The following is a 13008-nucleotide window of genomic DNA, read 5'->3' as shown; positions in this document are numbered from 1 at the left end:
CCCAGAACGACGGACGACGTGCGCGCCTACTCGAGCCCCGTGACGTTCTGAGAATTCGCAGTCGTTGAACACGTGTATATGCCTTCGGGCGCATAGGCTGACCGAGTGTCTGTCGTGAACCGGTTCAGACGTCCCACCATCCGTGTCTCGCGCCCGCGTCCTTCAGACGCGATCTCCGGGCTCGTGACCGCGTTGTTCTCGATCCCCGAGGGGATGGCCTACGCCAGCATCGGTGGCTTCAACCCGGTCAGCGGCCTCTACTCGGGAATGGTCTCGACCCTGGTCGGTTCCGTCTTCTCCCGCACCGTGCTCATGGTGACGACGCTGACCAGTGCGATCGCACTGTCCGCGCAGAGTGTGCTCGCACAGGCAGGCCTCGACCCCCACGACATCGGGAACATCGCGATGCTGACGGTGGCCGTCGGTGCGGTGATGCTTCTGTTCGGTCTGCTCCGTATCGGCGCGATCATGGACTTCGTCTCGGGTGCGGTGATGACCGGCTTCACCGTCGGTATCGCCGTTCAGATCGTCGCAGGCGTCATCAAGGACGTCACCGGATACACACCCGATGCCCACAACACGGTGCTGAAGTTCGTCGATGCCTTCGCGCACATCTCGCAATGGTCGATACACGCCGTGATCGTCGCCCTGGCCACGGTCGCCGTCTGGGCGGTGTTCCGCTTCATCAAACCGCTCGAGTCCTACGCGACCCTGATCGCGTTGGTGGTGGTCACAGGCGTCACCGCCGTCATCGGAACCGATGTCGAGACCGTCGGCGACATCGCCGAGGTGCCGAACAGTCTCCCGCCGTTCACCGTCCCGGATCTCTCCGCATTCCCGGATCTGCTGCTCGGCGCCTTCGCGATAGCCCTGGTGGCGCTGGCCCAGGCGGCCGGCATCTCGGCGGCCGTCCCCAACCCCGACAAATCGCGGCCGAGCGCCTCCGGCGACTTCTCCGCGCAGGGCGCGGCCAATCTGGTCGGCGGCTTCTTCGGGTCGCTGCCCACGGGCGGCTCGTTGTCGCGCACGGGCGTTGCGGTGTCGGCAGGCGCACAGACGCGGTGGGCCGGGATGTTCGCAGGCATCTGGCTGATCCTGCTGGTCCTGATCGCCGGCTCGGCCGCGCAGATCATTCCCATGGCGGTCATCGGTGGCCTTCTGTTCGTGATCGGCTTCGAACTCATCCAGGGCCGGTGGGCCGACATCGTGCTGGTGTTCCGCACCGCGAGGTTGAGCGCCGTCGCCTTGCTCGTCACCTTCGTCGCCACCACCCAGATCCCCCTGCAGGACGCCATCCTCGTGGGTGCCGCGATCTCGTTGGTCCTGTACTGCGTTCAGGCCGCGCGCGCGGCGCGGTTGGTCGCCCTCGTGCCGGACGATGGTGGCTGGCGGGTCGTCGACACCCCGCAGACCCTGCCCGCCGACGGGATCACCGTCCTGGACTACTCGGGTGTCGCGCTGTTCGCCGAGGTACCGCGCATCGCCGAGACATGGCCGACCGTCAGTGACGACAACGGGCGCAGCGCACTGATCCTCAGTGTGCGTACTCTGCCCGACGTCCCGTCGTCGACCTTGCAGAAACTGTTGCGCGCCCACGCCGACGAGCTACAGGCCAAGGGCGGCAGGTTCATGCTCGCGGGCGTGCGACCGCCGCTGATGAAGGGCATCGAGAGCGCCGGTCTCGTCGATGCCATCGGTCGCGACAACATCTTCGAGGCCACCGACCGGGTGTTCGAATCCGTCGACGACGCCTATGCCGAGGCCAAGCGGTGGCTCGATGCCGCACCGTCCTGACGCGCTCACCCGGCCTACGCCGTCGTCCTGTGCTTTCGTGTTCGGGTGACCACGACCCATCTCGGCCAGATCTTCCACGTGGCCGGCCGCCCCGCCGTCACCGAGGCGGCCGACGCCCTGACCTGGATACCCGACGGTGCGCTGGTCCTCGATGACACGGGCGGCATCGTCTACTGCGGTCAGCGTGACAGCCGACCGGCGATGGACTCCCCAGACGCCGTCGAGGAGATCCACGACCACGGGGACGGATACCTCATCCCCGGCTTCGTCGATGCGCACATCCACTTCCCGCAGACCTACTCGGTCGATGCCTACGGCGGTGGGCAGTTGCTGGAGTGGCTGGAGACATGCATCTTCCCGGCCGAGGCGCGGCTCGCCGATCCCGGTTTCGCCCAACAGATCGCACGCGACTTCACGCAGCGCCGCATCACTGCCGGGACCACCGCCGCCATGGTGTTCGGCTCGGCTTTCCCGCACGCTCAGGACGCGTTGTTCGAGGAGACCCGCCGTGCCGGCCTCCGGCTGGTGAGTGGCCGTGGCATCCAGACCACGGGCGGCCCGTCGGCGAGTCCGCTGCTCACCTCCGAGCAGCAGGCGATCGACCTCACGGCCGACGAGATCGACCGCTGGCACGCAGCCGATTCCGGCGATGTCTCCTCGGCACTGCTGCACGTGGCGATCGTGCCGCGATTCTCGCTCTCGGTGACCACCCAGACCCTGGCCGGTCTCGGCGAGCTCTACGACGACGTGCGCGATCGGGGTGTCTACGTGCACACCCACCTCAACGAGAACAATCGGCCCGGCGACGGTGAGATCGACCTCGTCAAGCGCAGTTTCGAGGTCGATTCCTACCTGGACACCTACGATGGCCGGTTCCTGCCGGGCAGCAGGACCGGTGGGGCCGGGTTGCTCGGTCGCCGGACCGTGATGGCGCACGCGGTGCACTGCACCGACCGCGAACTCGCCCGGATGGGCGAGACCGGGACGTCGATCGCGCATTGCCCGGTGTCCCAGCTGTTCCTGGGCTCGGGAACCATGCCGTGGCGACGGACCGTGGCGGCCGGGATCACCATCGCGGCAGGTACCGACATCGGCGCGGGCGACGAATGGTTGATCTCGCGGGTGTTGTCCGACGCCTTCAAGGTTCACCTCACCGAGCCCGGCCCCGCAGGCGTGGCCATGCACCCCGCCGAGATGCTGTTCACCGGAACGCTGGCCGGTGCACGTGCTCTCGACATGGAGGACCGGTTCGGCAACTTCGACGTCGGTAAGGAAGCCGACTTCCTGGTCATCGACCCCGAACGATGGCCGCCACTGGAATCGGTACTGCGACAAGGAATCCGGTCCGACAATCCGATCACTGCACGCGACCAGACCCTGTTCGCGCTACTGATGGGCCTGCGCGAACCCGCGATCGCCGAGGTCTATGTTCGCGGGCGCCGCGTCAGCAGCTGACCGCGCCGCGCGGGTCACTCCGAGATCCGCAGACCGTCCCACTCGTGGTCGTGCATGAATCCCTCGGCGAGCCCGACCTTGTACTTGTAGCAACTGCGCAGGATGCCGAGATAGGCGAACGGGAGAAGGATCGCGGGCCGCTGGTCCCCCGGACAACTGATCACATCGCTCGACGACCGGAAGGCGCGCACGAACTGCCGCATGCTGCGCCCTCGGCGCGAATCCTTGCGCCACCCGTAGAGCAGCATGCCGAGGCCGATCATCTTGTCGACATCGGCTCCCGGGGTGATGATCTCGTCGTTGGTCCCGAAGAATGCGCGGTCGACGCCGTCCTCCGGACCGAACATCATGATGCCGCTGGTCGCCCGTGGGTTGCACTCGATGCAGAACAGCCCACGTTCCGGATCCTCGATGAAGTCGAACCCGACCTGACCGGTGAAGTTCATGTCCCGCACGAACTTCGAGATCCAATCGAAGATCGCATCATGCTGAACCGACTTGAAGTTCAGGCACGAACTCCCACCGATCGCATAATCCACCGGATAGGTGGCGTGGGCGTTGATCTGGCCGTCACGGCAGATCGAGTAGGTGCAGTAGTTGGTTCCGGAGAGCCATTCCTGCGCCAGCCACGGGTTGATCGGGTCGAACTCGACCCAGTCCATCGGGTCACCCGGGGTGACCTTGTGGACCTTCTGCGATCCCCGCGAGTAGCACTCCTTGAGGGCGAACGGTGCGTCGAAATCGAGCGCCGCGAGGTCGTCGGGACCGCGGACCTGAGCGTATTTCAGCGCCGGAATCCCGCGGGCGACGAGAAGCTCCTGGAACTCGAACTTGTTGTGGAGGCTGTTCTCGGTCTCGAAATCGGACAGGAACAATTCGCAATCGGGCGGGAAGATGTCGACCATCATCGAGAGGATGTCGGTCTCCTCGTGGATCGGGATGACCATGTCAACCTTTTCGTCGACGACGATCTGCGCGAGTGCGTGGCAGTACGCCCGCGGCTCGAACTTGGGTGCAGGCACGCGGTGAAAGGCGTCCGCCCCGTGAGAGAACCTGGTCACACCCACCGGGATGCTGTCGACGATGGTCACCCGATGTCCCGCCGCGGACATCAGCCGGGTCAGCTCGAGAGTCAGGAACGACCGCCCGAAAGTGATCAGAACGTGCTTTTGTCCGGAAGTCCCCACAGTGCCCACCGCATCGAGTCTAGGAGAGGGCCGATAGGCTGATCCATCGGCCCGGACGAGACCTGCCGAAAAGGAATAGTCGGTCGTCGGCAAACGTTGCAGAATGCTGTTACGCCGGGTTGACCCGAAGAGACAGGCGAGAGAGGCGGGGTTTTCTGATGTTCGTGATCGGCATCATCGCCGCTTGCCTCGCCGCTGTCGCCTACGGGATGTCCACGGTACTACGCGCGCTGGGCGCGCGCCGGGTGGCGACGACCGCCCGTGACGAGGGCACCGAGGAGAACCAGACCAACGCGGTCGGCGGTCCCTCACTGCAATCGACGATGTCCACCTTCGTCGATCCCTCCTTCATCCTCGGCACGATGATGGTGATCATCGGATTCGCCGGTGGCGCGCTGGCCGCGCGATTCCTCCCGCTGTTCCTCTCCCAGACCATCGTGTCGGCAAATCTCGTGATCACCGCCCTGCTCGGCACCATCATGCTGAACATCGCGCTGCACACCCGCGACTGGATCGCCATCTGGCTGGTCGTGCTGTCGCTGTGCCTGCTCGGCATGTCGGCCGAGCACCACACGGGCGGCGGCGAGAGCGCCGTCTTCCATTGGGAACTGTTCGTCGCGACCCTGGGACTCTGCGCGATCGCACTGTTCGGCGTGTACCGGCTCGGCAGGCACGCGGCCATCGTCGGCGGCGCCACCGCGGGACTACTGTTCGGCATGATCGCGATCGCGGTCCGCGTCCTCGACGGCGTCGCACCGTTCCATCTCGTGACGCTGCTCACCGACCCGGCCGCCTGGACCATCGCGGTCGCAGGCGCCGTCGGCTTCTTCGTCCAGACGGTCGCTTTGCAGGTGGGTGCGGTGAACGGGGTGACGGCAGTCCTGGTCGTCGGCGAGACGGCCGGCCCGAGCCTCGTCGGTGTGCTGTTCCTCAACGACACGGCCAAGCCCGGACTCGGGTGGCTGGCCATCGTCGGCTTCATCGGCGCCGTCATCGGAGCGGTGCTCGTCGCCTGGTACGGCTCCGGCGACCCCGATCATTTCGGCGAGGCGCCACCGCTGAAGGGCGGATGGCGGCGCGGACGCATCGATTCGTCCGGCGCCGACACCGGCGAGATCGACACCGGGTTCTACGGGTCCGATCTGTTCGGATGGTCGTCGACGTCGCGGTCGAGTCGCCGCAGCCGATCCTCCGACGACTCCGAGGGGCCGTCGGAGGACGCGTCACACTGACGGCTGCCGCCGTGGCGACCTCAGTCCTTCTTGCGGGTACCCGGTAGCACTCCCGCGTCGATCACGGCCTTCACATACGGTCGCGTCCGTTGCAGGAGTTCGTCGACACCGGGCTTCGCCCAGGCCTGGGCGGTGATGGCATCGGTCTCGTCCTCGATCGCGCGATAGACGTCGAGGCCGGCGTCGGTCAGTCGCTCGCCCGATTCCACCCGGGTCGCCAGGCCACGTCCGATCAGCCGGTCCACGGAGGCATCCCAGTCGTCGTCCGACCACCCGCGAGTCAGCTGGATGAGCTTGCGGCCGAGCGTCCGCCGACGGATCGTCGGGTCCGGCAGCTCGGCCTCATGGAAGATCACCGCGTCCAGGGCATCGAGGTCGTGGTTGACCAGCACCGCGATGTGGTTGTCGCCGCGCCATTCCCGGAGAACGGCGATCGCGTGCCACAGCGCGACATGCGGCTCGTCGGGCGGAGTGGCCGCGGCCCAGGCGGATGCCAGCGGACGGCCACCGAACGGCAGCCCGTCGGCGAGTTCGCGATAGCGGTTGGTCAGCTCGACGATCTCGGCGTCGCCGATCCGATCACCCAGGATCGCGCGCAGCTGCTCGTCGAGCATCTGCACGCGCCGCGCCGCGACCTTCTCGAGTCCGACCGCGCGGGCGGCATCCCAACTCGTGGTGATCAGGTCGGATGCGAAGTTGTAGAACGACGACGTCACGACCGACGCATGGCACTCGCCCATCGGAGCGGCGCGGGCGCCGACGTAGAAGCCGTGGCCGTCGAGGCCGGTGTCCTCCTGCGCCGCGCGCAGGCCGCGGTTGAAGTACGCGAGAACGTGAAACGGCTCGATGCTCTCGTAGGCCTTGCGGGCGGTCTGGTTGGCGGTCTCATCGGCGATCGAGGTCATCGGTCCACACTCGCGGCCACTGAGTACCCCTGTCAACCGATTCAGTAGGTCTTGGGCGGCAAGTCGGGTAGATGTTGAACCATGGATGATCTCGAGGCGATCAAGCAGCTCAAGTACCGCTACCTCCGTGCACTGGACACGAAGAACTGGGAGGTGTTCGAAGGCACCCTCACACCCGATGTCACCGGCGACTACGGCAGCAGCCTCAAGTTCACCACCCGTGATGAGCTGGTCGGCTTCATGCGCGAATCGGTAGGACCCGCGGTGATCACCGAGCACCGCGTCGCCCACCCCGAGATCGACGTGGAGGGCGACGAGGCCACCGGACGCTGGTACCTGCAGGACCGGGTCATCGTGCCGGATTTCAAGTTCATGCTCATCGGCGCCGCGTTCTACGACGACCGCTACCGCCGCACCGATGAGGGCTGGCGGATCTGCGGGACCGGCTATGACCGCACCTACGAGGCCAAGATGAGCCTCGACGACGTTCCGAGCTTCGCTCTGGACGTCGGCCCCGCGATCCGGATCGACTGATGTCACGGCGCGCAGAGGTCTTCGCCGATCGGCAGGCCGCCGGTCGAGCTCTCGTCGAACGACTTCACAGCGCGCCGATACCGACTGCACCTATCCCGTCCGGTTCGAACGAGGGCCAGCCACACGACCGCATCGTCGTGCTGGGTCTGGCACGCGGCGGTGTGCCGGTGGCCCGGGTGGTGGCCGATGCCCTCGGTGCCTCACTCGACGCGCTGGTGGTCCGCAAACTCGGCGCGCCCGGTCAGCCCGAGTTCGCGATGGGCGCCCTGGCGGCGGGGCAGGTCATCGTCAACGACGATGTCCCCCGCCGACTCGGTGTCTCACCCGAACAGTTCCAGGAGGTGGTCGACCGCGAGGAGGCCATCCGCATCGACCGCGAGCATCGCTATCGCGAAGGTGCCGAACCCGTGGTCGTCGAGGGTAAGACGGTGATCCTCGTCGACGACGGGATGGCGACCGGATCGACGATGGCGGTGGCTCTACGTGCCGTGGGCGCGTCAGGTGCCGGTGCCGTCGTCATCGCGGTGCCGACGGCACCCGACGACGCGATCCGGCGCTTCACCGCCGACCCGGCCGTCGACGCCGTGGTGTGTGTGAGCTCTCCGGAACCCTTTCACGCCGTCGGGTTGTCGTATCGCGATTTCCATCAGGTCGGCGACGACGAGGTCACGCGCTGCCTCCGGCTCAGATGACGCGCCGCATCAGCACTGGATCAACCGATTCTGTTGCACCGGAATCTTTTTCCGCGCCGAGAGCGATGACCTCGTTGAACCCGTCGACGAGGCACTCGGCGAAGAGCTCCGGCTCGGTGATCGAGGCGGCATCGTGATTGAGCCCCAGGCAGGCCGTGCCGTTGTGGGTGATCATGGTGGCCATCACCGCGCACCCGGGCAGCGGCCCGAACGGGAACATGCGTTCCACCTTCGCCCCGGCGACGTAGGTGTCCCAGGGAATGCCCGGCACGTTGCTGGCCTGCAGGTCGTTTTGTGTTGTCGCACCGCTGAACTGAGCGAGGACCTGGCCCGGCAGCCAGGCGAGGACCGACCCGAGCGTGTTGAAGATGTCCACGGCGGGTTCGGTCCGCGCGGCGCGGACCTGTTCGCGGATGGTGAGCACCCGCTCGAACGGATCGGCGATACCCACCGGACCGGCCATGCGTCCGACGGCGATCCGGTTCCCGCCTGCCGGATCCTCGGGCCTGCGTACTGAGATCGGGATGGCCACCGGGATCGCATCGACCGGCTGACCCAGCTTCTCGTGATAGAGCCGGAAACCGCCGATCAGCCCGGCGAGATAGACGTCGTTGACCGACGCCCGAGCGGTCGCGCCTGCGGCTTTCAGGTCGGCGAACGGGACCTCGAAGGCACTGAACCTCCACGAGATACTCCGCGCGGCGAGCAGCGGCGACCCCGGCGGAGACACCAGGCCGGCCACTCGCGGCACCGATCGTCCGTACCGCAGGACGTCGCTCAGCGCCTTCGTCGGTCGGGTCAGCGCACGCATCCCGCGCATGGCGGTGTCGACTCTGTGCGGGAGTCGTTGCACCTCCTCGCCGAGCTGGCGGCCGACCACGTCGAGCGCCGAGATGTTCACCGGCTCGGGACTGGGCGGCTGCGGCTTGCCGGGGATCGGATCGCGCGACGTCGAATGCAACTGTGCCAGACCGAGGATCGCCCCCAGGCCGTCGGTGAGTGCGTGATGGGCCTTGAGGAAGTAGGCCGACCGCCCGTCGGGCAGCCCCTCGATCAGCGTGCCCTCCCATGGCGGGCGGGCCGGGTCGAGTGCGGTCATCGCCAGCTGCTCACACGCCGAGAGGAGCTCGCGCATCGAGCCGTCGCCTGCGAGGCGGATATGCCGGAGGTGGTAGTGCAAGTCGAAGTCGGGGTCCACCGCCCAACTCGGGGTGCCGGTGCGCAGCGGAGAGTCGACGACGCGCTGCCGAAAGCGCGGTGCCATCCGACTGCCCCACTCGTGCGCGGCGAGCAACCGCTCCCAATCCGGTACGCAGTCATAGATTTCCAGCATGCTGATGGTGCCGCGCAGACGACGATCGGTGTCCCCCCGCCACATCAGGGCATCGACCGGGCTCATGTGTGGCTCGTTGGCCCAGTCCAGTGGCTGGTCGCTGCTGCTCACTCCCACACTCCCGCGGCTCGGGTCATCCGACCGTCCTCGAACGATTCGACCGGCCAGTCGGCCAGCGCCGCGACGAACATCTGCCGGACCTCATCGGCATGCTCGCCTGCGTCCTCCGGCCGCCACTGCGACGTGTCGACCGGCGGCAACACCTTGACCTCCACCGTGCCGGGTTTGATCAATTGCGAACCCCGCCACATCAATTCACCGGTGTTGCGCAGCACCACCGGCACCACCGGCACACCCGCCTGCATCGCGATGTGGAACGGCCCCTTCTTGAACGGCCCGATCCGCGGCGTCGACGACCGGGTGCCCTCCGGCGCGACCACCAGCGACACACCCTCGTCGCGGAGTTTGCGGACCGCGGGCTGCATCTGCTCGATCGCCTTGCCTGCGTCGGCCCGGTCGATGAAGACCAGGCCCGCCGCGTCGAGGATCTGCCCCAGCACCGGCACCCGCTTGACCTCTTTCTTGGCGACACCCGTCGCGTCACGGCGGACCAGATGGATGATCACGGGCAGGTCGAGTTTGGACTGATGGTTGAACACGAACACGCACGGGCGGTTCGACGTCAGGTACTCGGCGCCGTCCAGGATGCGCACACCGACGCCGGCAATGCGCAGTCCGAGATCGTTCCCGGCCGGGATGGCCGTCTCCACGAGCACATTCGGATCCCGGCGAACGAGGCCGCCCGCGGCTCCGAGCGCCGCCGACCCGATGAAGGAGCCGTAGAACGCGCCCGTCCGCGCCGCCATCGCCAACCGGTTGTGGCTCGGGTTGCGCAGGTCGAGAATCGGCCAGCCCCGCGCCTGGGCCTCCGCGCGCAGGCCGTACCGGGGTGACACCGCCGCCGGATGACCGACCGACTCCAGGTAGGGGATGTCCTCGTTGCCGTCGCTGTAGGCGAACGACGCGTCGAGGTCCATCTGGTGTTCGCGCGCCAATGCACGCACGGCGGCGGCCTTACCAGGGCCCCACAGCGGCCGCCCGAGGATCTCGCCGGTGAGCACCCCGTCGACCACCTCGACGTCGGTCGCCAGTGCGTGGTCGGCCTCGATCTCACGGGCGATCGGGTCGATCTGGAAGCGGGTGGCCGAGGACGCGATGACGATCCGATGGCCCATCTCGCGATGCGCCCGCAGCAACTGCCACATCTGCGGACGCAGATGCGAGGCGGTCTCGTGTCGGAACAGATCGTCACCGAACGCGAGCATCTCGGCATAGGTCTTGCCTGCGAACGTCGGTCTGGTCGCCTCCAGCACTTCGGCATAGTCCTGCTCGGACTTCACCCCGCGCAGCGCGATCAGCAGGAAGCTGCCGAGTTCGCCGAGGCCGAATTCGAGACTCTTCACCCGGGCCCGCGTGATCGCGCTCGCGGAGAAGCCATCGATGAGGGTGCCGTCGTAATCGAAGAACGCACCGATCGTCTTCCCGGTCGGCGCCGCTCGGATCTCCCGCAGCCGGTCCGCGACCGTGCTCATCTCAGCAATCCCGCCTGCTCGGCCTCGATCCACGCGATCCGCCGCAACCGTTCGCGCATCGAGCGCACCTCGTCGAGCCACTTCTGCCGAGCGGTCGCGAGGTCGGTGTCACCGGGACCGGTGCCGTCGTCGGGGACGAGTCCCCGGTTGTCGGCCAGCTGATATGCCGCGTCATACAGCTCCGTCGAGACCGAGTCCTTGCTGCGCACGATGCCCTGCAGCGACAGTTGCCTGCCGAGGCCGAGGCAGTCGGCGAGCACCTGATCCTTGCCGAGCGATGCATCGCCGAGGCAGACGAGCCGTTCGGCCACCACCAGCTGGGCGTCGAAGAACGGCTGCAGGGTGCGGCGCGCGAACAGGGCGCCGGCATGGTCGTGCAGCACCCGATCGGTCCATTCCGGCGTCGGCGACACCTCACGCCACCCGGGCGCGACCAGATCGAGCTCGGCTCCGAGCCGATGCAGGAAGACGTCCTTGGTCGGGAAGAAGAACTCGAACTTCAGCAGATCCCGGATCCGCAGGGCCTCCTGCTGAGCGGCCGGCAGCAATCCACCCTCGCCGACATTGAGGTCCCCTTCGGCAGTGGCCAGCAATCCCAGCTCGACGATCGCCCGATCGACGAAATGATGCAGCGCCCCGTTCCGGTAGTAGGCGGCGACGGCATGGTTGCCGGGGGCGATCGACCAGACCGTGTCGGTGCCGCCGTCATAGGCGGTCAGCACCCCGGCGTCGGTGAGCTCCCGTAGCGTGCGCCGCAGACCGACGCCGCGGCACAGCGCCGGATCCGGTCCGGGCAGCTCCCGCTGATCGATGTAGTCCAGCAACGGCGCGAGGATCGCCTCGATCTCCGCCGCGGTGTACGCGCGATCGCGTGCACCGAGGATCGCGAAGCCGGCGAGCGAGGTCGCCGAGATCGGTGTGGCGGCATTGATCTCGTCCATCACCTTGAACGCGACCTTGTCCAGTCTGGCCCGGCCCTCGCCTGCCTCGCGCAGCGCCTGCCGCAGCGAGAACGGTTCTCCGAAGCGGACCCGCGCCTCCCCGAGGTAACTGCGCTGTGCCTTCGCGTACTTCAGCAGCCAGGTGATGCCCTCCGGCTTCTTGGTGCCGCCCGCGGATTCGGCCGCCATTGCGCCGATCTCGTGCAGCTGGTCGTAGACGATCGAGGTCGGCACCACCATCACGTCGGAGTCCTCGAGTTGCTCGACCGCATCCACCACGTACGCGAGCAGACCGAGCATCGGTTTGCGGAGCTTTCCCGTCCGGCTGCGGCCCCCCTCGATGTACCACTCGAGGTTGAACCGTTTCTCCACGATGAACGACAGGTAGGACCGCATCGCGAACTTGTAGACGGGATCGCCGCCGAACTTGCGACGGATGAAGATCATCCCCGCCCGGCGGGCGATGGGCCCGACCGGCCAGAACGACAGGTTGTTGCCGCCCAGGACGAGATTCGGCGGGAAGTCGTGACCGCGCAGGACCTCGGCGAGCACCAGTGGGTCGACGTAGGAGCGGTGCGACGGCAGGAACACGAGACCGTGCGACTTGTTCATGGTGCGCAGGCGGTTCAACGTGTCGAGGTCGACCGACACCGTCCAGGTCCGTTCATGCAGGTTGCTGAAGACCGACGAGAAGACGTCGTCCATCAGACGACTCTGGGTGGCGACGAAGTTCGACATCTTGTCGGTCGCCTCCTGCACCACCGCCGCGGCCGGGCGACCGAGTTCGGCCGCGAGTTTGGCAGCCTTGGCCTGGAAGCGAGCCGACGAGCTGATCTGTTCGGCGACCAGCCTCGGCACCTTGTACCGGTCACCGACGATCTGACGCTCGGCGCGCTCGGCCGACAGCGACGCCTGCACCGACACGAACGCGGTGAACGGTTCCCCCTCGGCCAACTCGTTGACGTAGCGCGCACGCAGTTCGGCAACCGTCGCCGGTTCCCCCTGCACCACGCGCAGCCGATCGGGTCGCCTGTTCTTGATGGTCTTCTGCCGCAGCGCCATGGGCCGCCGAGGGTTGGAGAGCACCAGCACGTCCGCCAGTGACACCCGACGCTCCCCCTGCCGCACCGCGGGCAGCCAGACAGCACGCGCGGGGATCAGCTCGGTGTCGGGGTCCAGGTCGTCGGCGACCACCTCACGCAGTGCCCGCACGGGGGCGTCGGGATGGGTGGTCGCCGCCCATTCCCGCACCGCCTGCAGCTCACATGCCGTGCGCACCTCCGCGAGCACCAACGAGTCGCCCACGACTTACCACCTCTCGCGCCTCCCGAGCCCGACGATCC

The 13008-nt window shown here is 67.2% G+C and carries 10 protein-coding genes; 5 read left to right on the top strand and 5 right to left on the bottom strand.

The genetic code is table 11. The features are described 5' to 3' along the window. Positions 1 to 105 precede the first annotated feature (105 nt). Both IDF66_RS22920 and IDF66_RS22915 read left to right on the top strand, forming a co-directional pair. Complete coding sequence (locus tag IDF66_RS22920; RefSeq protein WP_317628827.1) at positions 106 to 1794, top strand: SulP family inorganic anion transporter; 1689 nt, start codon at positions 106 to 108, stop codon at positions 1792 to 1794. Between the two features lie 45 nt (positions 1795 to 1839). After that, the gene (locus IDF66_RS22915; RefSeq protein ID WP_190268763.1) at positions 1840 to 3249 is read left to right on the top strand and encodes an amidohydrolase family protein; all 1410 of its coding nucleotides are present in this window, start codon (positions 1840 to 1842) and stop codon (positions 3247 to 3249) included. 14 nt (positions 3250 to 3263) lie between these two features. On the opposite strand, the gene IDF66_RS22910 is transcribed toward IDF66_RS22915, so the two are convergent. Then, positions 3264 to 4361, bottom strand: coding sequence for an ATP-grasp domain-containing protein (locus tag IDF66_RS22910; protein WP_387999197.1), 1098 nt, complete (start codon positions 4359 to 4361; stop codon positions 3264 to 3266). Positions 4362 to 4594: 233 nt separating this feature from the next. On the opposite strand from IDF66_RS22910, the gene IDF66_RS22905 reads away from it, so the two are divergent. After that, positions 4595 to 5668: an EamA/RhaT family transporter gene (locus tag IDF66_RS22905; RefSeq protein ID WP_164310501.1), complete on the top strand. Its 1074-nt coding sequence runs from the start codon at positions 4595 to 4597 to the stop codon at positions 5666 to 5668. A 20-nt stretch (positions 5669 to 5688) separates the two neighbouring features. Here the strand turns inward: IDF66_RS22905 and IDF66_RS22900 are convergent, their stop codons facing one another. Beyond that, positions 5689 to 6573, bottom strand: coding sequence for an SCO6745 family protein (locus IDF66_RS22900; protein ID WP_190268762.1), 885 nt, complete (start codon positions 6571 to 6573; stop codon positions 5689 to 5691). A gap of 81 nt (positions 6574 to 6654) precedes the next feature. On the opposite strand from IDF66_RS22900, the gene IDF66_RS22895 reads away from it, so the two are divergent. Further along, positions 6655 to 7107 (top strand): nuclear transport factor 2 family protein, encoded by a 453-nt coding sequence (locus tag IDF66_RS22895; protein ID WP_190268761.1) that lies wholly within the window; start codon positions 6655 to 6657, stop codon positions 7105 to 7107. Next, on the top strand, positions 7107 to 7799 hold the full coding sequence (locus tag IDF66_RS22890; RefSeq protein WP_190268760.1) for a phosphoribosyltransferase: 693 nt from the start codon (positions 7107 to 7109) through the stop codon (positions 7797 to 7799). The genes IDF66_RS22895 and IDF66_RS22890 overlap by 1 nt, the downstream gene beginning before the upstream one ends. Here IDF66_RS22890 and IDF66_RS22885 read toward each other — a convergent pair. Genes IDF66_RS22885 through IDF66_RS22875 form a run of 3 tightly spaced genes read right to left on the bottom strand, consistent with a single transcriptional unit; the run spans position 7792 to position 12970 of the window. After that, positions 7792 to 9198, bottom strand: a complete 1407-nt coding sequence (locus IDF66_RS22885) for a wax ester/triacylglycerol synthase domain-containing protein (RefSeq protein ID WP_190268892.1) — start codon at positions 9196 to 9198, stop codon at positions 7792 to 7794. The two genes, IDF66_RS22890 and IDF66_RS22885, sit on opposite strands and share 8 nt — an antisense overlap. A gap of 41 nt (positions 9199 to 9239) precedes the next feature. Next, complete coding sequence (locus tag IDF66_RS22880; RefSeq protein WP_190268759.1) at positions 9240 to 10724, bottom strand: HAD-IB family hydrolase; 1485 nt, start codon at positions 10722 to 10724, stop codon at positions 9240 to 9242. Further along, positions 10721 to 12970 carry a glycerol-3-phosphate 1-O-acyltransferase gene (locus tag IDF66_RS22875; protein ID WP_317628826.1) on the bottom strand — a complete coding sequence of 750 codons (2250 nt, stop codon included), beginning with the start codon at positions 12968 to 12970 and terminating at the stop codon, positions 10721 to 10723. The genes IDF66_RS22880 and IDF66_RS22875 overlap by 4 nt, the downstream gene beginning before the upstream one ends. Positions 12971 to 13008 lie beyond the last annotated feature (38 nt).

The sequence above is a fragment of the Gordonia hankookensis genome, from assembly GCF_014673215.1.
Classification (GTDB): Bacteria; Actinomycetota; Actinomycetes; order Mycobacteriales; family Mycobacteriaceae; genus Gordonia; species Gordonia hankookensis.
The sequence above is the reverse complement of the archived record's forward strand: the minus strand, read 5'-3'. Positions and strand labels throughout refer to the sequence as shown.

Coding starts and splice junctions, on each gene's coding strand:
- IDF66_RS22895 (WP_190268761.1), top strand. CDS start 6,655: ATGGATGATCTCGAGGCGATCAAGCAGCTCAAGTACCGCTACCTCCGT.
- IDF66_RS22880 (WP_190268759.1), bottom strand. CDS start 10,724: ATGAGCACGGTCGCGGACCGGCTGCGGGAGATCCGAGCGGCGCCGACC.
- IDF66_RS22890 (WP_190268760.1), top strand. CDS start 7,107: ATGTCACGGCGCGCAGAGGTCTTCGCCGATCGGCAGGCCGCCGGTCGA.
- IDF66_RS22900 (WP_190268762.1), bottom strand. CDS start 6,573: ATGACCTCGATCGCCGATGAGACCGCCAACCAGACCGCCCGCAAGGCC.
- IDF66_RS22910 (WP_387999197.1), bottom strand. CDS start 4,361: ATGTCCGCGGCGGGACATCGGGTGACCATCGTCGACAGCATCCCGGTG.
- IDF66_RS22905 (WP_164310501.1), top strand. CDS start 4,595: ATGTTCGTGATCGGCATCATCGCCGCTTGCCTCGCCGCTGTCGCCTAC.
- IDF66_RS22885 (WP_190268892.1), bottom strand. CDS start 9,198: ATGAGCCCGGTCGATGCCCTGATGTGGCGGGGGGACACCGATCGTCGT.